Annotated in this window: 13 protein-coding genes; 7 read left to right on the top strand and 6 right to left on the bottom strand. The window is 55.6% G+C overall.

What is annotated here, in order from left to right:
- The first annotated feature begins 209 nt into the window (after positions 1 to 209).
- The 5 genes from dnaA (at position 210) to gyrB (ending at position 7,873) form a co-directional block, all read left to right on the top strand.
- Positions 210 to 1,664 (top strand): chromosomal replication initiator protein DnaA, encoded by a 1,455-nt coding sequence (dnaA, locus tag FFI90_RS07420; protein ID WP_425463097.1) that lies wholly within the window; start codon positions 210 to 212, stop codon positions 1,662 to 1,664.
- 71 nt (positions 1,665 to 1,735) lie between these two features.
- On the top strand, positions 1,736 to 2,839 hold the full coding sequence (dnaN, locus tag FFI90_RS07415; protein WP_144777314.1) for a DNA polymerase III subunit beta: 1,104 nt from the start codon (positions 1,736 to 1,738) through the stop codon (positions 2,837 to 2,839).
- A 10-nt stretch (positions 2,840 to 2,849) separates the two neighbouring features.
- Complete coding sequence (locus FFI90_RS07410) at positions 2,850 to 4,121, top strand: ABC1 kinase family protein (protein ID WP_144778269.1); 1,272 nt, start codon at positions 2,850 to 2,852, stop codon at positions 4,119 to 4,121.
- Positions 4,122 to 4,243: 122 nt separating this feature from the next.
- Positions 4,244 to 5,377: a DNA replication/repair protein RecF gene (gene recF / locus FFI90_RS07405; protein WP_144777313.1), complete on the top strand. Its 1,134-nt coding sequence runs from the start codon at positions 4,244 to 4,246 to the stop codon at positions 5,375 to 5,377.
- Between the two features lie 81 nt (positions 5,378 to 5,458).
- Positions 5,459 to 7,873, top strand: a complete 2,415-nt coding sequence (gene gyrB / locus FFI90_RS07400; protein WP_144777312.1) for a DNA topoisomerase (ATP-hydrolyzing) subunit B — start codon at positions 5,459 to 5,461, stop codon at positions 7,871 to 7,873.
- Positions 7,874 to 7,968: 95 nt separating this feature from the next.
- Here the strand turns inward: gyrB and FFI90_RS07395 are convergent, their stop codons facing one another.
- The 3 genes from FFI90_RS07395 to FFI90_RS07385 all read right to left on the bottom strand — a co-directional run bounded on the left by FFI90_RS07395 (position 7,969) and on the right by FFI90_RS07385 (position 11,934).
- On the bottom strand, positions 7,969 to 8,730 hold the full coding sequence (locus FFI90_RS07395) for a VC0807 family protein (RefSeq protein WP_144777311.1): 762 nt from the start codon (positions 8,728 to 8,730) through the stop codon (positions 7,969 to 7,971).
- Between the two features lie 101 nt (positions 8,731 to 8,831).
- Complete coding sequence (gene gabT, locus FFI90_RS07390) at positions 8,832 to 10,109, bottom strand: 4-aminobutyrate--2-oxoglutarate transaminase (protein ID WP_144777310.1); 1,278 nt, start codon at positions 10,107 to 10,109, stop codon at positions 8,832 to 8,834.
- A gap of 91 nt (positions 10,110 to 10,200) precedes the next feature.
- The gene (locus FFI90_RS07385) at positions 10,201 to 11,934 is read right to left on the bottom strand and encodes an ABC transporter transmembrane domain-containing protein (RefSeq protein WP_144777309.1); all 1,734 of its coding nucleotides are present in this window, start codon (positions 11,932 to 11,934) and stop codon (positions 10,201 to 10,203) included.
- Between the two features lie 168 nt (positions 11,935 to 12,102).
- Here FFI90_RS07385 and FFI90_RS07380 point away from each other — a divergent pair, with 168 nt between their 5' ends.
- Together FFI90_RS07380 and FFI90_RS07375 are read left to right on the top strand one after the other, a co-directional pair.
- A complete protein-coding gene (locus FFI90_RS07380) occupies positions 12,103 to 13,908 on the top strand; it encodes an ABCB family ABC transporter ATP-binding protein/permease (protein ID WP_144777308.1) in 1,806 nt (601 codons plus the stop codon).
- A gap of 83 nt (positions 13,909 to 13,991) precedes the next feature.
- Positions 13,992 to 15,206 (top strand): phage tail sheath family protein, encoded by a 1,215-nt coding sequence (locus FFI90_RS07375; protein WP_186317938.1) that lies wholly within the window; start codon positions 13,992 to 13,994, stop codon positions 15,204 to 15,206.
- Here FFI90_RS07375 and recD read toward each other — a convergent pair.
- The 3 genes from recD to recC are packed head-to-tail and all read right to left on the bottom strand — an operon-like array spanning position 15,103 to position 24,742.
- Entirely contained in the window at positions 15,103 to 17,388 is a 2,286-nt protein-coding gene (gene recD, locus FFI90_RS07370) for an exodeoxyribonuclease V subunit alpha (RefSeq protein WP_144777306.1), read from the bottom strand. The two genes, FFI90_RS07375 and recD, sit on opposite strands and share 104 nt — an antisense overlap.
- The gene (gene recB, locus FFI90_RS07365; RefSeq protein ID WP_144777305.1) at positions 17,385 to 21,146 is read right to left on the bottom strand and encodes an exodeoxyribonuclease V subunit beta; all 3,762 of its coding nucleotides are present in this window, start codon (positions 21,144 to 21,146) and stop codon (positions 17,385 to 17,387) included. Before recB ends, recD begins: the two co-directional genes overlap by 4 nt.
- Complete coding sequence (recC, locus tag FFI90_RS07360) at positions 21,143 to 24,742, bottom strand: exodeoxyribonuclease V subunit gamma (protein WP_144777304.1); 3,600 nt, start codon at positions 24,740 to 24,742, stop codon at positions 21,143 to 21,145. Before recC ends, recB begins: the two co-directional genes overlap by 4 nt.
- Between the last annotated feature and the right edge of the window lie 264 nt (positions 24,743 to 25,006).

Genomic DNA, 25,006 nt, shown 5'->3' with positions numbered 1-25,006 from the left:
AAATTTCTGTACACAAGGTTGTATATAACTCGTTAACAAATTGATAAATAACATTATAAATTTCCACAGGCTGTTTATGATGAGGCGTTTACTCTTTCACTGGGGGAGCCGGCGGGTTAGAATCCGTGGTCATCTTTCGGAATCGGACGCCCCTTGTCCGGTTTGAGAAATCTATGGGTTATCGGGAGCGGACTGTCGTGCCGAACAGTATGTGGCATCAATGTCTTGAAGTACTCCGGGACGAGTTTCCCGCACAACAGTTCAATACCTGGTTGCGGCCCCTTCAGTCCGATGACCGTGAAGGGCAATTGATGCTGTTTGCGCCCAATCGTTTTGTTATGGACTGGGTCAATGAAAAGTACCTCCGGCGTATAGAAGAGGTGCTCAAGGATCTGAACGGTGGTCAGGCTCCTAGAGTCGGAATGAAAGTTGGATCTGCTCCCCGTGAAAGTGAGCCGGTGCTGCGTTCGGAACTGGTTCAGCAGGATTCTGTCAAACGGGTTCAGGAAGAATCGGGCGGCAGGGTTACTGAAGAAGAAAAAGGCATTGCGGCAACCTCCGGTGGCAACCGCCAGGCACAGCTTAATGAATACCGGTCGAACGGTGGGCGGCGGCCAGTTCAGGTAGAAGGCGATATCAAACACCAGAGCTTTCTTAATGAAGGCTTTACCTTTGAGACCTTTGTTGAGGGCAAGTCAAACCAGCTTGCCCGCGCAGCCTCGATGCAGGTAGCGGAAAACCCCGGTGGTGCATATAACCCACTGTTTTTATATGGTGGTGTTGGCCTGGGTAAAACCCACCTGATGCACGCAATCGGAAATGATATTGTGCGACGCAATCCCAACGCAAAGGTGGCTTATTTGCGGTCTGAGCGGTTCGTTGCCGATATGGTGAAAGCGTTGCAACTGAATGCCATCAATGAATTCAAGCGGTATTACCGGTCGGTTGATGCGTTGCTGATCGATGATATTCAGTTTTTCGCCCGTAAAGAGCGCTCTCAGGAAGAGTTCTTTCATACCTTTAATGCGCTTCTTGAAGGTGGGCAGCAGGTAATCGTAACCTGTGACCGGTTTCCGAAAGAAATTGTGGATATGGAGGAGCGCCTCAAGTCCCGTTTTGGCTGGGGTTTGACGGTTATGGTTGAGCCACCTGAGCTGGAAACGCGGGTCGCAATCCTGATGAAGAAAGCCGACCAGGTTAACGTGAAACTCAGCAGCGAAGCGGCTTTTTTTATTGCCCAGAAGATCCGGTCTAACGTAAGAGAACTGGAAGGGGCGCTGCGCCTGGTGATAGCGAATGCTCACTTCACGGGCTCTGAAATTACGCCGCCGTTTATCCGCGAAAGCCTGAAAGATCTGCTTGCCCTGCATGAAAAACAGGTGAGCATTGATAATATTCAGCGCACAGTGGCTGAGTACTACAAGATCAAGGTTGCAGACCTGCACTCTAAGAGGCGAACCCGTGTGGTGACCCGGCCCCGGCAAGTGGCAATGTCACTCTCGAAGGAACTGACCAATCACAGTCTCCCGGAAATCGGGGATGCGTTTGGCGGTCGTGACCATACAACGGTTTTGCATGCGTGCAAGAAGATCGTGGAGCTTAAGGAAACTGACCCGGGCATCCGCGAAGACTACCAGAACTTTATGAGGTTGCTGACCACCTGAATCGGGTTGTTTCGCGTGACCTTGTGAGGCGACACAACATTCATCCTTCCAACAATAGAAAGCTGAGTGACATGAAACTGACGATCAGCCGTGAATCCTTGCTCACACCGTTGCAAAGCATTGCCGGTGTTGTTGAGAAAAAGCAAACCATGCCAGTACTGTCTAACGTGCTGCTGGTGGCCGAAGACAATACACTGGTCCTGACCGGTACGAATATGGAAGTTGAGCTGGTGGGACGGGTTACACCTGTCCATGTGGACCAGCCCGGACGGATTACCGTTCCGGCTCGAAAGCTTTCAGATATCTGCCGTGCGCTGGGCGATGAAGCCCCGATAGAGCTGGTGCTTGAGGGCGATCGGCTTCATGTGCGATGCGGCGCAAGCCATTTCACGCTTTCCACATTGCCCGCAGAGCACTTCCCGAATGTGGAAGATGAGCCCGAGAGTTTCCGCTTGGAACTGCCGCAGAAGGAGTTGCGGCGAATGTTCGACGCCACTGCCTTCGCCATGGCGCAACAGGACGTCCGTTATTATCTGAACGGGCTCTTGCTGGAAGTGGACAAGGATCATGTACGTACAGTGGCAACAGATGGCCACCGGCTGGCCATGGCTCACGTCGAGCTGGATACCGGTTGCGCTGAACCACGTCAGGTTATCGTGCCCCGCAAAGGCGTTCTGGAGCTTTCACGTTTGCTGGACGATGCGGAAACCCCCGTCACGCTGGTTATCGGCGACAATCATCTGCGCGCGACCGTGGGCTCTTACACGTTTACCTCCAAGCTCATTGAAGGCAAGTTCCCGGACTACAACCGTGTGATTCCCCGTGGTGGCGACAAGATCGTTCTGGCAGACCGTGCCACTCTGAAAAACACGCTTCAGCGGGCGGGCATTCTCTCCCACGAGAACATTCGTGGCGTTCGCCTGAATCTGGCGACAAATGAGCTTCAGGTATTTGCCAATAATCCGGATCAGGAACAGGCCGAAGATGCGCTCCCGGTTGACTATCAGGGCGAATCCCTGCAGATCGGTTTTAATGTAGGCTATCTGGTGGATGTAATGAACGCGCTGGAAGAGGATCAGGTGAAGATAACCCTCTCCAATCCAAACAGCAGCGCACTGATTGAATCTCAAATCGATAACCGCTGCCTCTATGTGGTTATGCCGATGAGGCTTTAGGAATACTATGATGGGCACCGTAACGAACGGAATCAAAGGCGCTTTCAGAATCGGACAAACACTTTCTGTTTTGGGTCGGACGGGTGCCAAATGGGTCGGGGGTGAGCGGCCCCCTGCTCCACGTTTACTGCGTCAGACGTTTGAATCCCTGGGCGCAACCTACATCAAGCTGGGGCAATTCATCGCCAGCTCCCCGACCTTCTTCCCGAAAGAATATGTTGAAGAGTTTCAGTACTGTCTGGATCGGACTCCTAACCTCCCGTTTGGTGTGATCAAACGAATTATCCGTGCGGAACTGGATCGGCCAATTGATGAGGTGTTCTCCGAAATCGATCCGGTGGCCCTGGCTTCTGCCTCGATTGCACAGGTGCACGCGGCGCGGTTGGTTACCGGTGAAGATGTTGTGATCAAAGTGCAAAAGCCGGGCGTTGAGAATATTTTGCTGACGGATCTGAACTTCCTGTACCTCTCGGCACGCGTTCTTGAAACCCTGGCGCCAAAGCTCTCCTGGACGTCGCTGTCCGGTATCGTGGAAGAAATCCAGCGCACCATGATGGAAGAATGTGATTTCATCAAGGAAGCAAATAACCTCAAGGTGTTCCGTAATTTCCTGCACGATACTCATAACGAAGATGCGACGGTCCCTCTGGTTTACGAGCATTGCAGCACCCGAAGAATATTGACCATGGAACGGTTCTACGGTGTGCCTTTAACCGATCTTGAAAGTATCCGGGGCTACGCCAAAGATCCGGAGCGGACGCTGATCACGGCCATGAATACCTGGTTTGCCAGCCTTACCCAGTGCGAATTTTTCCATGCCGACGTGCACGCCGGTAATCTCATGGTATTAAAAGATGGTCGAGTAGGCTTCATTGACTTTGGTATTGTAGGGCGGATTCGCCCGGATACTTGGCAGGCTGTCAGCGATTTTATTTCATCGGTGATGGTGGGCAACTTTGACGGCATGGCTGAGGCGATGATCCGCATTGGCATTACCAACCATACTGTCAAGACAGAAGATTTGGCAGCGGACTTGCGTAAGCTTTACCAGCAGATGGATAAGATGGTTCCGGACCATGTGCCCTATCAGGCCGATCAGGCAGAAGACGATGTGAACAGCATTCTGATGGACATGGTGAAGGTGGGTGAAAGCCACGGCCTGCACTTCCCGCGGGAGTTTGCCTTGTTGCTGAAGCAGTTCCTGTATTTTGATCGCTATGTTCATATTCTGGCTCCGGAAATGGACGTGTTCATGGATGAGCGATTGAATATGCTTCACTGAGGCGGTCGCCTTCAGCGGTATGGTTTTGTACACTAAGGCAGCATTTCACAAAGCAGTGAGATGCTGCCTTTTTTCGTGGAGATCCTCCATTCCTCTTGCTGCCGCGACGAGCTGTCCCTTCTATGGCGCTGGTAAAACTTCATACCGAGTTTTTTCGCAACCTGTCACCAGATGAACCCGCGTCGTTCTCGCCGTCTTTCAATTTTCTTCATGGTGCAAACGGAAGCGGCAAAACAAGCGTTCTTGAGGCGATTGGTTATTTGGGTCTTGGACGTTCGTTCCGCATCAATCGCCATCAGGCTGTTGTCCAACATGGGCAACAGCGATTCACGGTGTTTGGTGGTCTCGATCACGGGTTTGATAAGGAACGCAATGCGCGATCCACTGGAGTGCTTGCTCACCGCTTAGGTATCTCCCGGGATGTTGCCCAGAAAGAAACCACGCTTCGGGTAGATGGCGAAGGCGTTCGAAGTTTGTCTTCTCTTGCCAAGCATCTACCCGTCTCGGTTATTGATCCGGGCGTATTTGATATTGTCGCCGGAGGACCTGGGAAGCGTCGACAATTCCTCGACTGGGCAGTGTTCCACGTGGAACCTTCTTTCGCATCGAGTTGGCAACAGTGTCAGAGAGTCACATCACAGCGGAATCAAACGCTGAGAAATGGTAGACTGGACGAATCCTTGTTGCGCATCTGGGATACGCAGTACGCGGCACTGAGCGAGAGAATAAGCGAGGCTCGGAAAATCGCCTTTGATCAATTCAAAAGCGCATTTGACAGTCTGGTTCATGAAGTAGATATGAATTGGACGGAGGGGTTGAAGCTTGAGTTTTATCCCGGGTGGGATACCAGTCAGTCCCTGGTAGATGTACTTGTTCGGCACAGGGAGCAGGAAGCTCGCATGGGGCATACGCTCTATGGGCCAAACCGGGCGGACATCCGGATCAGATTTCAGGGACGGCCGGTGGCGGAAACCTTTTCTCGCGGCCAGCAAAAAACTCTCGTTATTCTGATGAAGATTGCCCAGAGCATGGTGTTGAATGATCTTGGAAAGCAGGTCAGCTTTCTGGTCGATGACATTAACGCCGAACTGGATGAGAGCCATCGAACGATGTTGGCTCGCAAGTTACAGGCATTGCGTTGCCAGGTATTCATTACCTCCATTGAGCATCCCGATCCGGAGTCTCTGTGGCAGGGTAGGCAGATACCTGATTATCGAATGTTCCACGTGGAACATGGAAAATTGAAGGAAGAATAAAACCGGCTTACCAAATCCTTAGCCCGCAGAACAGGCGGTTTTAAGGAAAGCGCCGGCCCTCACGGCTTCAGGAGTTTCTTAATGAGTGAATCGAGCTACAATTCCACCAGTATCAAAGTTCTGAAAGGGCTGGATGCGGTACGAAAACGGCCAGGGATGTACATCGGCGATACCGATGACGGTACCGGCCTGCACCACATGGTGTTCGAACTGGTGGATAACTCCATCGATGAAGCTCTGGCAGGTCACTGCTCCGAAATTGGAATTATCATTCATCCTGACGAGTCAGTGAGCGTTCAGGATAACGGTCGTGGTATCCCTGTGGACATCCACGAGGAAGAAGGGATATCCGCTGCCGAGGTTATCATGACCGTGCTCCACGCCGGGGGTAAGTTTGATGATAACTCCTACAAGGTTTCCGGTGGTCTCCACGGCGTGGGCGTCTCGGTTGTAAATGCCCTGTCCTCAACGCTGACTCTGACCGTTCGTCGGGACGGCAAAGTCTATGAGCAGGTTTATACACACGGCGTGCCCAATGCGCCTTTGGCTGCAGTAGGGGACACAGAAGCTTCCGGCACTCGGGTTCACTTTATCCCTTCGCCCGATACCTTTACCCACATCGAATTTCACTACGACATTCTTGCCAAGCGCATAAGAGAATTGGCATTTTTGAACAGCGGCGTTCGTATTCGTCTGACAGACGAGCGCAGTGGTAAAGAAGAAATTTTCCAGTACGACGGCGGCTTGCGGGCGTTTGTTGAGCATCTTAACGCTAACAAAACGCCTATCAATCGGGTTTTCCACTTCACCCGAGAGCGAGAAGACGGCATTGTGGTGGAAGTTTCGATGCAGTGGAACGATGCGTTCCAGGAGAACATCTACTGCTTCACCAATAACATTCCCCAGCGCGATGGAGGCACGCACCTGGCCGGTTTCCGTGCCGCTCTTACCCGCTCATTGAATAACTACATTGAACTGGAAGGTCTGGGTAAAAAAGCCAAGGTAAGCACGTCCGGCGACGATGCCCGGGAAGGTCTGACGGCGATCATCAGCGTAAAAGTACCTGATCCCAAGTTTTCTTCACAGACCAAAGACAAACTGGTGTCTTCGGAGGTGAAAACAGCGGTTGAGCAGGAGCTCTATCAGAATTTCGCTGAATATCTGCAAGAACAGCCCAACGAAGCCCGGCTAATCGTTAATAAAATGATTGAAGCCGCGCGGGCTCGCGAAGCTGCTCGTAAGGCGCGGGACATGACCCGTCGCAAAGGCGCGCTGGATATTGCCGGCTTGCCAGGCAAGCTGGCTGACTGCCAGGAGAAAGACCCCGCCCTTTCCGAACTGTTCATAGTGGAGGGTGACTCGGCCGGCGGCAGCGCCAAACAGGGCCGAGATCGCAAAACCCAAGCGATTCTGCCTTTGAAAGGTAAGATTCTGAACGTAGAGAAAGCACGCTTCGACAAGATGCTGTCCTCTGCCGAAGTTGGCACCCTGATCACCGCTCTGGGTTGTGGGATAGGTCGGGAAGAGTTCAACGCGGACAAGCTTCGGTATCATTCCATCATTATTATGACGGACGCTGACGTGGATGGCTCCCACATCCGAACTCTGTTGCTGACTTTTCTGTTCCGTCAAATGCGCGAAATCATTGAGCGTGGCCACGTATTTATCGCAATGCCGCCGCTCTACAAGGTCAAGCGTGGCAAGCAGGAGCAGTACTTGAAGGACGAGAAGGCAAAAGAAGCCTACCTTACTCAGACTTCCCTGGAAGGCGCTCTGCTGTACGTGAATCCTGAAGCACCCGCTATCAAGGACTCTGCCCTCGAGACCATGGTGAAGGACTATCAAGCCGTGATGGCAATGATCGAACGTCTGTCCCGTGCGTACCCGGCGAAGGTGCTGGAACAGATGCTAAACAACGATACTCTGAAGCCTGAGCATTTGAAGGACGAGCAAACCGTTGCTGCCTGGACAAGTCGTTTGGGCGACGGTCTGGACGTCGATACCCGCACCGGAACAAAGTACACCTTCTCTGTGACCAAGGATTCCGAACGTGGTCTTTATCTGCCTAAAGTCACCATCTACGTACACGGTATTCCCCATGAGTACGTGTTTAGCCATGATTTCTTTGACTCACCGTCCTATGGTGCAATAGCACGGCTTGGTGAGACCCTGAATGGGTTGATCGAAGAAGGTGCGTACATCCAGCGAGGTGAGCGTCAACAAGCGATACTGTCGTTTGAGGGAGCGCTGGCGTGGTTGATGAAGGAAGCTCAGCGAGGTCTGAACATTCAGCGCTACAAAGGTCTGGGTGAGATGAACCCGGATCAGTTGTGGGAAACAACCATGGATCCCGAAACGCGTCGAATGATGAAAGTGAAGATTGATGATGCCATTGCGGCAGACCAGATCTTCACAACTCTGATGGGTGACGACGTAGAGCCGCGTCGTAACTTTATCCAGACCCATGCGTTGGAAGTGAGCAATCTGGACGTCTGATAACGTTTTAAGCAGTAACAAAAAACGGCCAGGGTATCACCACCCTGGCCGTTTTTTGTTCCCGGAAAACGCCGGTAAATTATTGAATTAGAGAACTATTTACCAGAGGAAGAGCCTGAGGGCTTGGCTTTCTCTTTCTCTGCCAAGTGCGGCGCCATCACCTCCTCCAGCGTATAACCTGTCAGGCGACGGATGGTTCTCCACAGGTAGTAGAAGATAAGCATCATCATCACCATGGAAGGGATGGCGATCATCGGATAACTGACCAGGGTCATTCTGCCGAGCTCCTCGTTGAAGGCCTGGGTACCTGAGGGGCTGACCACAATCCAGCGGGCGAGAACGTAGTTCATGATGGATGAGAACAGAAAGGTGCCGGCGAAGAAATAGCTGGCCTTCAACAAGCGCGCTTCAAACTGCCCTACACAATTCTTTTCTTCCAGCGCTCCGTGGATCTTTTTAACATCAAGCACGTTCGGGTTATAAAGCAGCGTGCGCACCAACGGGTATTTTGTGCGGGTGGACACAAGTACGGCCAGGCCAATAATTGCGGGAATAGCGGCTTCTTTTACCGCTAACCAACCGGCATCCAGCTCCAGCAAACCGATACCACCGGTTAGCCCTACACTCACCAGACCCAGCAAAGCGATAAAATTCTTCTTGTTGTAGCGGACCAGCTCGAACAGCCCCCAGCCTAGGGGAAACGCAAGTCCGAGAATCAGAGCGTTAACGCTGCCAAGATGCTCATCGCCGCTGAATTTCATCAGAATAACGGAGGGAATGATAATACTGACCAGCAGATCAACCCAGGGTCTGGGCTTATGGTCGGGCGCGGATGTGGTGGTGTTCGGTGAGGTCATGATTATGCCTGGTTGGTGAAACAACTGAAGGCAGTATACGACGAACGACATAAAAAAGCCGAACCCTGAGGTTCGGCTTTTTTACCAGCAGATGCTAAATCTCAGGCGCCCGCTTCTTTCATACTTTCCTCAAGAATCGCCAGACCTTCCTCAAGGATATTATCCTCAATGGTGACGGGCATCAGGAAGCGCAGGGTGTTGCCATACATGCCACAGCTCAGAAGAATCAGGCCCTTTTCTTTGGCCTTTTTCGTAATCGCTGCTGCGAGTTCCGGCATGGGCTTACGGTTTTCTTTGCTCTCGACCAGTTCGAACGCCGCCATGGAGCCAAGGCAGCGGACGTTATCCACATGTGTGAACTGCTCTTGCCACTTGGTGAAGCAAACTTCCAGCTTCTTGCCGAGACGCTGGCTCTGACCCAGAATATCCTCGTCCCTGAACACGTCGAATACAGCCAAGGCGGCAGCACAGGCGGTGGGGCTACCGGTATAGGTGCCACCAAGCGAGTTCGGGCCAGAGGCATCCATGTGTTTATCTGTTCCGACGATAGCCGAGATAGGCATGCCATCAGCCATACTCTTGGCCATGGTCATCATGTCTGGCTCAACACCACTGTGCTCGATGGCAAACAACTTGCCGGTACGACCAAAGCCGCTCTGAACTTCGTCGACGATCAGCAGAATGCCGTTTTCATCACATATCTCGCGGAGTTTCTTGAGGAAACTCGCAGGTGCAGGATAAAAACCACCCTCACCCAGCACCGGCTCAATAACAATAGCGGCGGTCTGGTTTGCGGGTGAATCTGCCTTCATGGTCATCATTAGCCCACGCAGGGCTTCGTCTTCGCTTACGCCGTGGTACGGCACGGGGTAAGGTGCACGGAAGACGGTTCCCGGCATAGGGCCAAAATCCGTCTGGTAAGGTGCAGCCTTGCCGTTCATGGCCATGGTCATGAAGGTACGGCCGTGATAACCACCGTCGAAGCAGATGATGTTCGTACGGCCGGTAGCAGCACGTGCAATTTTGACGGCGTTTTCCAGAGCTTCTGCACCAGAGTTAGCCAGCATGACCTTGGCGTGCCCTTTCACCGGTGAAACTTCGCTGAGCTTCTGTGCCAGACGCACGTAGCCCTCATAGGACATAACCGTCTGGCAGGTGTGCATCAGTTTATCAAGCTGGTCTTTTACCGCCTCAACCACTTTCGGATGTCGGTGACCAATGTTGAGTACACCGATACCGCCGGCAAAGTCGATCATGCGCTTGCCGTCTGCGTCCCACAGTTCTGCGTTTGTTGCGTGGTCGGCAAATTGTTCATTGGGACTTGCCGCGCCCGCTGCAACATAGCGTTCTTTGAGTGCTTGCAATTCTTTATTGCTCACTTTGCGATTCTCCCTGTGTCTTTGGTTTATCAGTTTGATTGATACAGTGTAGGGAGTCGCGAGGCCTGACACAAATTGACAATGTGCAATCTCATGCGGGTTGCTCCCGGAACTGCAACGCAGCCAGACGCCGGTAAAGCTCGTTTTTCTGTATCAACTCTTCATGAGTACCGACGGCTAGAAGCCGGCCCTGATCCAGAACGGCAATGCGATCAGCATCCCGCACGGTGGCAAGCCTGTGGGCTATCACAAGTGTGGTTCTGCCAGAGGTAAGTGCCGGCATGGCTTGCTGAATCAGGCTTTCGCTTTCCGCATCCAGCGCACTGGTGGCTTCATCCAGCAGCAATATGGGCGCATCGGCGAGTAGCGCGCGGGCAATGGCCAGCCGCTGTTTTTGGCCGCCTGAGAGCCCCAGCCCCGCATCGCCCAGACGCGTAAGATAACCGTTCGGAAGTTTTTCGATAAATTCATGGGCGTGTGCGATGCGGGCTGCATTTTCAACATCGGCCTGGCTGGCGTCAGGGCTTGCGTAGCGGATGTTGTCTGCCACGGTGCCATGGAACAGAGCGGGGTTCTGGGGCACCAGCGAAAAGCAGTTGCGCAGCGCCTCCAGAGAAACCGTGGCGCTGTCGGTGCCGTCGATGAGGATAGTGCCACTGTCGGGCTGATAGAAATGCAGCAGCAAATCAAACAACGTGGATTTTCCGGCCCCAGAGGGGCCAACCAGGGCCAGCGTTTCCCCGGCACGGACGTGCAGGCAGATATCGGCCAGCGCCGGGTGTTCGCGACGACCGGGATAGCTGAAATTCAGGCCTTCGATGGCAATATCGCCCGTGATGGGCTTTGGAAAACCGTTTGCCACGTCCACAGGCCGGTTAAATGCAGGTTCCGTTTGCAGCAGTTCAAAAAGCCGCGCTGCGGAACCGGCAGCCCTTTGCAGTTCCCCGATCACTTCGCTAATGGCACCTGCGGCAACGCCTACCAGCAAGCTGTAAAACACAAAAGCCGCCAGCTCACCCGGGGTAATGCGACCTTGAATAACATCAAGACCGCCAATCCAGATCACAACGCCCACAGCCCCCATCACCAGGGAAATGGCTATGGTGGTCAGCCAGGCGCGCTGTTTGATGCGGGCGCGGGCAATGTCGAAGGCTCGCTCCGACACGTCCGCAAAAAAGCGCCGGTCGTGGGGTTGATGGTTAAAAGCCTGAACGGTTTTGATCTGGGTGAGGTTTTCTCCCACGTAGCTGCCCACATCCGCCACTCTGTCCTGGCTGAGCCTTGAAAGCTGTCTTACTCGCCGTCCGAAAAACAGGATGGGAACGATCACCAGGGGAAAGCCCAGCAGAATGATTCCGGCGAGCTTGGCGTTGGTAATAAACAGCAACAGCAGGCCACCCACCAGCATGAGCGCGTTGCGCAAGGCAATGGAGACCGTTGAGCCGATCACCGACTGCAACACCGTGGTATCGGCGGTGAAGCGCGACTGTATTTCCAGCGCCCGGTTCTCCTCGAAAAATCCCGGGTGCAGATCAATCAGATGGTTGAACACCTGTTTACGGATATCCGCCACCACCCTTTCGCCTATCCAGGACACCAGATAGAACCGCGCGAAGGACCCGAGCGCCAACCCCAGCACCAAAATGAAAAACAGGCCCATGGCGCGGGCCAGGTTGCCAGGAGATTCCGTAGCCAGGCCCTGATCAACCAGAACCCGAAGACCCTGCCCCAATCCGAGCGTAATCCCCGCAGTGATAATCAGCGCGACGAGCGCTCCCGCAACAGCTTTGCGATAAGGGCGTATAAACCCTATAACGAGTTTCAAGGCCTGCCGGTGACGAGTGTTGATGGTGTGCCTCCTGGACTGGAAGTAGTGTAAACGTTGAGCTGCTGTAAAAAGTTCCAGTGCTGTAAACTCAGGACACTATACGAACCCTGCTTTCAACAAGCCTTATCATACGCTTGTCCTCTTCAAGAAAATGAAGGAATACCCGTGCGCGCATACGCTGACAGTGATTACCCGGCTAACCACAAACCTGACTGGAAAGTGATCGCCGGGCTCTGGCCTTATCTTGCCGAGTTCCGTGGGCGGGTTGCGCTGTCTGTCGCCTTCCTGATATTGGCGAAGCTGGCGACCGTCGCAACCCCTGTGGCGCTGAAATACATTGTCGACTATCTCGATCAGGGCCGCGAAGGCGAGCTGCTGCTGTGGATTCCCGTGGTGCTGGTAGTCGCCTATGGTGCGTTACGGTTTGGCAGCACCTTGTTCGGTGAGCTGCGAGATGCCGTGTTTGCGCGGGTCGCCGAGCGCGCCATGCGGCGAGTATCACTAAGAGTGTTCCGCCACCTCCATGACCGCGAACTGGCGTTCCATCTCGATCGCAAAACCGGAGGGCTGGCTCGGGACATCGAGCGGGGAACCACCGGTATCAGCTTTCTGCTGCGCTTTACCTTGTTCAACATTGTTCCCACTCTGCTGGAAATTCTGATGGTGGCGGGCATTTTACTGGTGGCGTTTAACGCCAGCTACGTGTTGGCAATTCTGATAGCTGTAGTGGTGTATATCGTGTTTTCCATTGTGGTTACCGAGTGGCGAACCAAGTTCGTACGTGAGGCCAACGCCCGGGATAATCAGTCCAATTCCCGCGCCATAGACAGCCTGCTCAACTACGAAACCGTAAAGTACTTCAATAACGAAAAATTTGAAGCCGACCTCTACGACGAGAACCTGGAAGGCTGGGAGCAGGCGCGCCTGAAAAACCGCCTGTCTCTGGCTGCGCTCAATACCGGCCAGGCGTTAATCATTGGTTTGGCCATGATAACCATGATGGTGATGGCCGTAAGGGAAGTGGCCAGTGGCGCCATTACCCTGGGTGACTTCACCATGATCAACGCCTACCTGCTGCAGCTGTTTATTCCTCTGAACGCCCTGGGCTTTGTGTACCGGGAAATCCGTCAGGCGTTGGTAAACGTGGAGCGCCTGTTCGGCTTGCTGGGTGAAACGCCAGCGATTGAAGATGCACCGGAAGCCGCGGCACTGGTTGTGGATAAAGGTGAGGTTGGCTTTCATCACGTGCATTTCGCCTACCGTGCAGATCGGCGGATTTTACAGGATGTGGACTTCTCGATACCCGCGGGGCACACATTGGCTGTTGTAGGTGCCAGCGGAGCGGGCAAATCCACCCTCGCCCGCCTGCTGTTCCGTTTTTTTGACGTGGATAAAGGCTACATCACCATTGATGGCCAGGACATTCGTGAGGTCTGCCAGGACAGCCTTCGCGCGGCCATTGGTGTAGTGCCGCAAGACACAGTGCTGTTCAACGATACGCTGTATCGCAATCTGGCCTACGGCCGCCCGGAGGCCACCGAAGCCGAGGTCCATCACGCCGCGAAACAGGCGCGTCTGGACGACTTCATCCGCAGCTTACCGGAAGGTTACGACACCAAAGTCGGCGAACGCGGCCTGAAGCTCTCCGGCGGTGAAAAGCAGCGTGTCGCCATTGCCCGGGTGCTGCTGAAAAACCCGCCGTTACTGATTCTGGACGAAGCTACCTCGTCGCTGGATTCCATCTCCGAACAGGCGATTCTGGAAGCGTTGAACGAAGTCAGCCGCCAGCGCACTACCCTTGTTATCGCCCACCGTTTATCCACCGTGCGCGATGCCGATACGATTCTGGTAATGGATCACGGCCAGATTGTAGAAAGCGGCGGCCACAGTGAGTTGCTGGCACAGAACGGTTATTACGCCAGATTGTGGCTGCAGCAACAGCACAGCACTGAAGAAGAGGAGAGCGTTTAAGGAAAGGGCACTGTATGTAGTGCTCGGCATTGTGGTCTATGGTTTGTTTAAGCTGTTCGATGGATTGTTTGCAGGTAATGACTATGCCAGCGCGTCTGAGATACCCAGGTGTTTATGTAGAGGAGACATCCTCGGGAGTCAAAACCATAGCGGGTGTGCCCACATCAATAACGCTCTTTGTCGGTATGGCCCGTGAAGGTGATTTTAACCGCCCGACCAATATTTACGGGTTTGGCGAGTTTGAGCAGATCTTCGGCGTCGATGTTGCTTATGGTGAGATGGCGTTACAGGTTAAACAGTTTTTCCTCAACGGTGGTTCCGAGGCCATCGTCGTGCGCATTGAAGGCAGCGACGGAGGTACGCCTGAACTGGCCGACTACGAAAACGCATACAGTTCGGTTGAGTCTGAAGTTGATACATTCAACTTACTGACCTTGCCTCGGGGTTTTGGGCAGACGGATGACCAACGGCAACGCCTGTGGGGCGTGGCCAGCGTATTCTGTCAGCGCCAACGGGCGTTCCTGATCGTGGACCCCCGGGGCGACTGGCAAACGCCTGCTGATGCCGCTGCAGGGATAGTAGGGTTGCGAACGGGTGTGGTTATTGATCATGCCGGCATCTACTGGCCCCGCATCCTGTCGGTCTCTGGGGCCCTGCCGATTGATCCGTCCGGAACCATAGCCGGCATCATGTCGCGTACGGATGCTCAGCGCGGTGTCTGGAAGCCCCCGGCAGGACGGAATGCATCCATTCTGGGTGTGACCGGATTGGAGCATCAGGTTATAAACACCGAGCATGACACTATGAACCGGCAGGGGGTCAACGCGCTGCAGCAATTTGCGGGCAGTTTGATGGTGTGGGGTGCGCGCACCATGGCGGGCTTTGAACACTCGGGCGAACATGAATACCGGTATATCTCAGTGCGCCGTACAGCGCTGTTCCTCGAAGAAAGTTTTTTCCGAGGGCTGGAGTTTGCCCGGTTTGAACCAAACGGCGAGCACTTGTGGGCGCAGATACGGTCAGCCACCAGCGCCTTTATGCAGAACCTGTTTCAACAAGGTGCATTCCAGGGGGCCAAGGCATCTGACGCCTGGTTTGTGCGCTGCGATTCCAGCACTACCACGCAGAGCGATATCGACCGGGGCCGCGTTAATCTGATGGCAGGCTTCGCCCCGATGCGCCCGGCGGAATTCGTCATTCTGAAGGTTCAGCAGAGCCTGGCCTCCCAGCCAGCCCCGAAGTCAGCACCGAAGCCAACCCGGAGGCGCGCACCACCCTCTGGCCTACGCCGTCGCTGAACACGCTGGCGTTGCCGGTTATCAGGCTGAACCAGTTTTTTGCCCGGGTGATGCCGGTATACACCAGCTCGCGCGTGAGCACAGGACTGAGGCGATCCGGCAGCACCAGGCAGGTGTGATTAAACTCCGAGCCCTGGGATTTATGCACTGTCATGGCGTACACGGTTTCCAGTTGCTGCAGCCGACTGGGTGATATCCAGCGGATGTCGCCACTGCCATCGCTGCTGGGAAAGGCTACGCGCAGCACCGGCTTCGGTTGTTCGCCGCTGGCTTGTGCGTCAGAGGCCCTGGGCAGGCTGAAGGTGATGCCCACATCACCGTTCATCAGGCCCAGGTTGTAATCGTTGCCGGTAATCAGCACCGGACGCCCGGCGTACCAGCCTTCGGCTCGGGGAATCAGCTTTTGTTTCAGCAGGTGATGGGCGATCAGCTCGTTCAGCCCCTCTACACCCCAAGGGCCGCGACGCAGGGCGCAGAGCACCTGAAAATCGCTGAAGCCCTGCAATACAGATCTTGCCAGCTCATCCCACTGCTCCGTTGTGCTATTGCTGTCGAGGCTGTGATCCTGCATCAGCGATAAGTAGCGGCAGTAACCTACCGGTGGCGGCAGGGGTTGGTTGTTGTTATCTGCTCGCCCTTCCCCGTTATTGTTGAAGGCTTCCGGGCTTCCGCTGACCGCATGGCGGCAGATCAGCGCCTGAGTGTCTTCCAGCGGTGGTTTGTTGCTGTGGCCATTGAGCCACACCACATCCTCAAAACCGGCACTACGGGCCTGCTGAAGGGTGCTGGCGCTCAAGGTATCGGTATTGACCGCTTCGGCCAGCTGGCGAATACCGCTGCCTTCGGCAAAGCGGTAACTTTTACGGAGCATGGCGACTGCCTGGTCCAGCGGCTGGCCTTCGGTTTCCTGCAGTCTTGCCGGGATGTCGGTGCCAGTTATGGCTTGCAACCATTGCACTGTGGCCGGCTGATAATGACCTTCTGGAGCGCGCTGACACAGTTCGCCCAGCACTGCGCCGGCGTCTACCGAGGCCAGCTGGTCTTTATCGCCCAGCAAAATCAGTTGGGCGTTTGCGGGCAGGGCGTCAAACACCGATGCCATCATGTCCAGATCCACCATGGAGGCTTCGTCGATCACAAGAATATCCACCAGCAATGGATTGTCGCGGTTATGGCGGAATTTGCGGGTGTCCGGGCGGCTGCCCAGCAGTCTGTGCAGGGTGGTCACTTTGGTGGGAATATCGGCCAGAGACACCTGCCCCGGTAACTGCGCCAGTGGCAGACGACTGACGGCACCACCGATGGATTCGTTCAGTCGCGCAGCAGCTTTGCCGGTGGGGGCAGCCAGGCGGATGCGGTATTTGCGCCCATCGCGCTCGGCAGATTCGCCCGCGACGGACTGCAGGGCGGCCAGTAAATTCACCACCGTGGTGGTCTTGCCGGTGCCAGGGCCGCCGGTAATGACGGCGAACCGGCTGCGGGCGGCCAGGGCACAAGCGAGCTTTTGGTAATCAACAGAAGAGTCCGCAGCATCTTTTGGTTTAAACAGTACGTCCAGAGATTTGCTCAGCGTTGTGGCAGCGGCTGAAGACGGGTCAGTCAGGGGGGACGGCTGCACCAGACGCTGCAGAATTCCGGTGGCGATCTGCTGCTCGTAGCGCCAAAAGCGGCGCAGGTAAAGCCGGCTACCATTCAATACCAAGGGCGTTGTATGTGAACCATCACTTACGGCCAAAGCATTGCCCAGAGCAGTCATGCATTCCTGGGTAGAGACGTGAGCCAGGAGTTCTCCGGGGCCATTGAGGTTACTGTCGGCGTTTTCTTGCTCTTCAGTTGGCAGCGAGAGCGTGTTGTGTGCGTCGGCTAACAGGGTGGCCAGGTCCATACACACGTGGCCCCGGCCAACCTGGTGAGACGTCAGTGCAGCGAGTAGCAAAACCAGCGGTTGCGGTGCTTCGCCCTGCTCTTCCGATAGATCCTGAATCAGGCGCGCAAAGCGCACGTCCAGCGGGCGAATCCAGCCAGCTTGCTGCCAGCTATCCAGAAGCTCCAGAACGGTCTCGGTCTCGTTCAGAGAAAGGCTGCTGTCCCGGCCCGGAGAAGTTGAAGATGGTTTATTCACATCAACGGCTTCATCCAGATCAAAGGCAAACTGGTTATCGGTATTCCGTGTTTTGCTCATGCCGCCACCTCCCCGGGGGTTACCTTGCCGTCGAACATGGCATCCAGTTGTTCGATCAGTGCTCTGGGTGGTTTGTCGGTAAACGCCCCTGCCCCGGGGGCATTCACGCCGCGTAAAAACAGATACACCGCGCCGCCTATGTGTTGGTCGTAGTCGTAATCCGGCAGGCGAGCTTTCAGCAAGCGGTGCAGAGCCAGAAGGTAAAGGATGTACTGCAGGTCGTAGCGTTTCTCCAGAATCGCCTCGCCCATGGTCTGATCTGTGTAAGCGCTGTCGCTGTCACCGAGATAATTGGATTTGTAATCCAGCACGTAATATTGACCGTTGTGTTCAAACACCAGATCGATAAAGCCTTTCAGCATGCCATTGAAGCGCCCGGCATCCACCCGCGGCCGATCAGCGCCGTTGAGGGTGTGTTGGGTAACCAGGCTGTCCATGGCGCGGGTGCTCACGTTGCGGCTTTCGAACCAGAACTCCAGTTCCGCGCGCAGAGTGCCAAGGTTGGCGAGGCTGACGCTTTCACCGCCGTTGCGGCTTAGTGGCAGCGGTTGGCAGATGAGTGCGAGTATCCATTGTTCAAGAGTATCTACCCAGTCACTCCAGCCCCGCGTACTGCAACGGCGGGTGAGCTGCTCACGCAGTTGCGAGGGGTTATCCACAATGTGTTGCAGGCCTTGCTGTACACACCACTCCAGCAGATCGTGCAGGAAGGTGCCCGGGCCAGCGCCTTTCGGAAAGTTGTGCAGGCTGTGGCTGAGCGGAATGGGTGTGTCCTCATCCTCCGGGTTGTGGGCACCCTCTTCCAGCAGGTTCTGGGTTTCGGCATCTTCCACTTCACCGGCGAAGACGATGCCGGTGCCGGAGAGCCCGGTGTATTCCAGTGAGGAGTAGCTGGCAATCCACCAGTCTTCCCTCGCTTCACGGGTTGAAGTCAGCGCTGGCCCCAGTGTTGCGGGAGCTTCTTCGGTGTAATGCTCTTCAGCCGCTTCTGGGAGCGTTTCGGTACGCAGCTCGCTGTGGCCATCAACCAGCTGCTTCAGCACCTCACTCAGCGGCTGTTGCGCTGCGGGTTCACCGCCCAGCAGATACCCCAGACCGCTGAGGTGCCAATTATCAATATCGGCAACGCCCACCCAGGTGGCGAAGCGGGCGCGGGTCAGGGCCACGTAGAGTTTGCGGATGTCCTCACCCAGGCGTTCCCGATCTGCGCGGGCAACGTCTTCCGGTGTTGGATCAAATACGGTGATCAGCTTTGAGTGGTCATCGTGATAACGCACGAACGACTGTTTTTCGCTTTGCGCGCGGCACACGGTGCCGAAGGGCAGGAACACCAGAGGGTATTCCAGACCTTTGGATTTGTGCACGGTAATCACTTTCACCAGTCCGGCATCGCTTTCCAGGCGCAGGGTGCGGTGTTCGTCTTCTTCGTCTGCCGCACGCAAAATCTGTGTGAAGTGGTGCACCAGTGCGTGTTCGCCGTCCAGTTGCAGGCTGTCCTGTTGCAAGAGTTCGGCAATGTGCAGAATGTCGGTGAGCCGGCGCTCGCCTTCCGGGCGCTGCAACAGGCGCCCGGGTACATCAAAGTCCATCAGGAAGCTGCGCAGCATAGGCAGCACACCCTGGCTCTGCCACTGTTTCTGATAACCCATAAAGCGCTCTATTTCACGCTCCAGCGCCATCTCGTCAGTCAACAGCTGGTCAAGATAGCGCCAGGGCAAGCCCAGCGTTGGCGTGGCCAGAGCCGCACGGGCGTAGGCCAGTTGTCGCGGCTCGGCAAAGGCTTTGAGCCAGCAAAGCACTTCCTTGGCCTCTTGCGAGGTAAGCACCGAATCCCGGTCAGACAGGTACACGCTCTTGATGCGCCTTTGGCCGAGTGAATCCCGCACTGCAGCCGCCTCATTGCGGTTATTCACCAGAATGGCGATGTCTTTGGGTTCAACCGGCTCCAGATCGCCCTTGTTCTCTTCCAGAGCAAATCCTGCCAGCCCCTTCTGTCCAAGTGTCAGCAGGCGGGCGATTTCGCTGGCGCAGGTTTCGGCCACATCCGTTGTAGCAGCCCCTTTGGCCAGGCCCTTTCGGTTGCCGTTGCTGTCTTCTTGATCACTTTCCAGTGACCACAGCGTCAGGCTGGGCTGTATGTTGCCGTTGACTGACCACAGGCGTTTGGTGCCGTTGGCGTCAACGCCCTGAAATGGCAGAGGTGAGGTATCGCCCTTGCCGAACAGGAAGGCACCTTCCGGGCTATTTTGATCGCCATGCTCGAACACCCGGTTTACCGCTTTCACCATGGGTTTGGACGAACGGAAGTTGCGGCCCAGTGTCCAGGTGCGGTCGCGGGCGCCGGTGCGGGCGTCCAGATAGGTGTAAATGTCGGCGCCACGGAAGCCGTAAATGGCCTGTTTCGGATCGCCGATCATCAGCAGGCAGGTATCCGGATGGTTCTCTGCGACCCGGTAAATGCGGTTGAAGATACGGTACTGCACCGGATCTGTGTCCTGAAATTCGTCGATCAGCGCCACCGGGAACTGCCGGCGAATGGTGGCCGCCAGTTGATCGCCGCGAGGACCATGCAGGGCGTCGTCCAGCCGCGTGAGCAGGTCGTCAAAGCCCATTTCCGAGCGCTTTTGCTTTTCCGATTCCAGCCGTTGATTGATCCAACCAAGTGCATGCTGAAGAATGTTGGACTTAGCTGTTGGCAGTTGTCTTAAATCCGCTTCAAGTTGAACAATTTCAGACATCGCCGGGTGATTTGGAAATGGATCAGCACCTTTCCATATATCGCCCAGTCCCTCTTCGGTTAGATAGAAATAACCTTTGGGTCTTTTGTTGCCACTTTCTAGAAACCCCTTCGGCAGGTTCTCGTCGCTTTTAGCCCAGTTTTCGAGATGTGAGACAGCGTTTTTTATAGTATTGGCTTGAGTCCCGCCAATAAGCTTGTCGCTCGCTTTTTTATAGTTTTGTGTTGCATCTATCCACTCTCTAAGCTCGGTGCACCATTCCGGCCAGGGCTCTTTCAATCGCTGAAGATAATCGGATTTCTCTTTTTCCGCCTGATCAACAAGCGCCTCTACCGACTCCACTGGCAAGGCACTGCTCTCGACCTTCCCAATTAGTGATTTCAGAGCTTTACCGAGGGCAGTTGGGCTCGGCCACCATGATATTAGCTCTTCGCTTTTTTCAGGGCTAAGCGGATAGATAAAGGTGCGCCAGTAGTCCCGTGCGACTTCATCGAGAAGTTCACTCTGATCGGTTTCCAGAGAAAGGCGAAACAGGCTGCCGCTGTCGAACGCATGCTCCGTGAGCATCCGGTTACACCAGGCGTGAATGGTGGACACCGCGGCTTCGTCCATCCATTCAGCGGCCAGCAGTAACTTTTTGCGGCAGTCCGGCCAAGTCGCAGGATCCGGATAGCTGTCATCCCGGAGCTGGTGGATCAGTGCGGTTTCCGGCGTGGGCTGAAGGCTCTCCCCGTTGCTGGAAAACACCTCGGCCGCTTGCGTGAGCCGGGTGCGGATACGATCCCGCAGTTCCTTGGTGGCGGCGTCGGTGAAGGTGACCACCAGCAGGTTAGGCGGCAGCATGCCGGCAGCCAGAGGGCTGTCTTCGGGTTGTCCGTGGCCAAGCACAAAACGCACGTAAAGAATGGCAATGGTGAAGGTTTTGCCGGTACCCGCACTGGCCTCAATCAGGCTGCTGCCGTTCAGGGGCAGCGCAAGCGGATCAAGATTCGGGTTTGGAGTAGCTGCGATAGCCGTCATAGCTTGCCCTCAATCTGATCAGCGGCGGATTTATCCTGTTCGGCTTCCCACAAAGGCACGTAAAGCGAGTGCAGCAAGGCCTCAAACTCACCGCTTTCGAGCAGCTTTTCGGCGCGTTCGAAGGCTCCTCGCAGATAGCCTGAGTCGCGCTCCAGGGCGGTGGTGTAAGCCTGCTGGGCATCGCTGATGGCGCGCTCGTGATCACCAAGAAATTTTTTGCTCTGGTAAAAACTGTAAATCCAGGCAAAACCGGCCTCACAGTGCAGTGGCAAGGCGCGGGTGCTGGCCTCTATCCAGCGCGCCAGTAAGGCGTCGAGGTGTTTGGCAGCGGTTTCTTTGGGCAGAGGTGCAAAGCGGACTTTCCGGCCTTCTTCCTTGCCCAGAATCAGGGTTTCAAAAGGGTGCGCGGTCAATTGCCCGGCCAGATGAATCACCCAATCGCGCATCAGGTTGGCGTAGCGGAGCTTCTTGCTGCTACCGCTGCCGGTGAGCAGGCTGGAACCGGCGATAACCAACCGGCAGGTTTTGCCTTCGTTGTTGCGGCGCAAATTGTTGATCAAGTCCAGCACTTCCACGGATCCGATGTTGTTGGTCAGACTGTGTTCAAACGGCAGTGGTTCGCTGATCGCCTCGGGCCATTCAGCCAAAGCGCTTTGATAGCGTTGGAACAGATCCGGCAAGCGGCCGGACAGATCGCTTCGCAACCTGTGTTCGGTGACGCCCATGCCAAGGTCGCCGCGCCGGGCCATGCGATCCAGAGTGGTTTCCAGGCGTTCATGCAGTTCTTCTTCATTACCAGCTTTCAGCAGGCTCTGCTCAATCAGTTCGGTGTCCAGGCGCCAGCGGTCGAGACCGTTGAGGTCAAAGTTTTCGTTATCCGTGTCGTCGTCTTCCACATCCTCGAAGCGTACCTGCAAGCGGCGCTGGTAAAAGGTATCCACGGGCTTTTTCAGGAAACCGGCCAGATCGTTGAGGGTAATGGGTTCCTCGGGTTGTTGATATGGCAGGGCGGTGTGCTGCTCTCGTTGTTCTTCCGCTTCGTTGCCATGGGCACCGCGCCATTCGTGCTCGTAGGTGAACAGGCTGCGGGCGGCTAGCACCTCGGAGAGGGGCTTTGGTTGATTGCCCTCGCCTTCGCCCAGACCGTTAGCTTTGGGGAAATAATCCCGGCTGAAGGGTTGCAGTGGGTGGCTGGTGGTCAGTGCTTTGGTTACGGCAATGTCTGGCTGGCCGGGCACCTGCCACAGGCTATTGAGGTGATCCTGCAGCTGACCCACAAGCACAGACGGTGGCCGTTCCGAATCGTCCTTGATACTGCGCCCTACCCAACTGATATAAAGCTGTTCGCGAGCCGATAGCATGGCTTCGAGAAACAGGTAACGGTCGTCTTCCCGGCGGGAACGATCACCCGGGCGGTAATCCTGAGCCATCAGATCAAAATCCACCGGCGGTCGCGAGCGTGGGTAGTCACCGTCGTTCATGCCCAGCAGGCACACTTTGCGGAAGGGAATCGCCCGCATGGGCATGAGTGTGGCGAAGTTTACCTTGCCGGCCAGAAAGCGCTGGTTCAGGCCGCCTTCATCCAAGCCTTCCAGTAATACGTCCTTTACGATATTCAGCGGTAACGATTGCTCATCCAGCCCTGCGGCCAGTGTGTCATCAAGCCACTGCTCAAGCTGCCGGCGAAAGCGGTTCAGCAGCAACAAATCATGCCCTTCTACCTTGTGGAAAAACTGCTCCAGCATGGCCGAGAAGAGTTCTTCCCACTCTTGGGGTGTGCGGCTTGCCTGCAGCTCTTGCCATAGGGTTTCCAAGCGGTAAACGAATTCGCCAAGACGCCCTGCCAGGCTGGCTTGCAGCCCGCCGATTTCGCCGTAGGGCTGAACGCCGGCCCAGGGCTCGTCGTCGCCCATGCCGTAGCCCAGCAGCATGGAACGCAGTCCGGACTGCCAGGTATTGCGTTCCAACCCAGCCGGCAAATCGAGGCTTTCCCGGTGGGCACCGTGTAGGCCCCAGCGAATGTTGGCGCCCTCTACCCAGCGCCGCGCCAGGGGTATTTCTTCTTCGGCAATCTCGAAACGATCCCGAATTCCGGGCACTTCCAGCAGGCTGACGATCTCACTCACCCCGAAACGGCTGCGGGGCAAAGACATGAGCGTTTCCAGGGCAATCAGTACCGGTTCGTGATTACGCTGGCCCTGGTCGGAAATGGTGAACGGTATGTGGCGTTTAAGGCCTGAGGGGTAGCGGCCAAACACGGCCTGAATATGTGGTGCGTAGACGTTGATATCCGGCACCATCACCATGACATCCCGAGGCCGCAGTGAGGTATCTGCGTTGAAGGCGGCCAGCAGTTGATCGTGCAGAATCTCCACTTCCCGCTGGGAGCTGTGGGCGTCGTGGAAGGCTATGGAATGATCCTGGCTCAGATTGAGTTCACGCTGTTCGTCGCGAATCTCTTGCAGCGGGGTCAGGTTGTAAATATCGTTTTGCAGCTGGTGCAGCAGACAAGGTGCCTGCTCGGACCCATGCTCGGAGAAGATGTCTATCTTCTGATCCGGGGTCTGGAAGCTGGCGCGATACTCATCGGGATTATCGAATTCATCCAGCAGGCGAATGTAATCCCGGCCCTGCTTGCCCCAGGCGGCCAGCAGCGGATTGGCGTGCTGGTGCAACTGGTCGGCATCTTCAATTTTCGACAGGGTCTGGTGGACTTTTCCGCGCTTGCGCTCCGCTTTCAGCAGTTCGCGGTCGCTGACAATATCTGCCCAGTAAAACTGTGACGGGTTGTGAACGCAGAGCACCACCTGACTGAAACGGCTCAGCACGTAGAGGGCTTCAAGTGCCTGACGCGGCAGCGACGACACCCCGAACACCACAATGCGTTTGGGCAAACGGCTTGGGTGAGCGGGCGCAGTGATACGCTGGCCTTCGGCCATAAACCGGGTATGAATCTGCGAACGGCTGGTGTGGGCTTCAGCGCCTGTGTCTTTCACCAGCTTGCGCCAGAGCATCGGCTGCCAAAGGGTGTCTTCTTCAACCGGCTTTTCTTCGCTATGGGCGGTGATAACCACATCCCGGCCCTGCTCCCAGGCGGCTAGCCAATCGGCGCGGAACACCTGATACTGGTCGAACAGATCCGCTACCTTCTCCGCCAGTTGGAAGGCCCGCAAATCCGGATCACTGCCTTCCAGAAAGCGCGCCAGCGGGTTGAATACCTCGTCGGTATGCACCAGATCCGGCAGCAGTCGATAAAGCCGCCACACCAGCCGCCGCTTATCAAAAGGTGACTGTTCCGGAACTTCACCATCCGGCAGCACGGCGCGGTAGGCCTGCCAGATAAACCGCGCAGGGAACAGAAAATCCATGCCGGCGGCAATGCCCAGCCCGCCTTCGCTGCTATCTTCCGAACGCTTCTCCGCCAGTGCCAGCTTCAGCCACTGGGCAATACCGTTGCTCTGCACCAAGAAGGTTTCACTTTGCAGCGGCGGTAGCGGGTTCTGCTGGCAGATAAACACCACCGCCCGGCGCAGGTCTTCCAGATGGTTGGCGTGAACGGCGTGAAAGCCGGGGGTGATGGCGGCGTGTTCGGGCATGGTTTTCCTTATCGGATTATCGTTTCAACGCTAATCAGGTGATCGTATTAATAGTAACCAGGTCATCGTATTGATATTAAAGAGTACCGCAACTGGTGACAGAATCAGACCGGAGACACTCGAGAGTATGACGGAAGGTGGCGACAGTTTGTGTCGTTCTGGTAAGCCCGGCGTATAAAGAGCGATTGTTGTCCCACTATTTGAGCTGCGCCGCCGCCCATCGTAGAGTTGTGGCCTGAATAACCCTCAGCAGTAAGGTCTGCC

The organism is Marinobacter maritimus (genome assembly GCF_007671675.1).
Classification (GTDB): domain Bacteria; phylum Pseudomonadota; class Gammaproteobacteria; order Pseudomonadales; family Oleiphilaceae; genus Marinobacter; species Marinobacter maritimus.
This window is presented reverse-complemented; position numbering and strand designations above follow the sequence as displayed.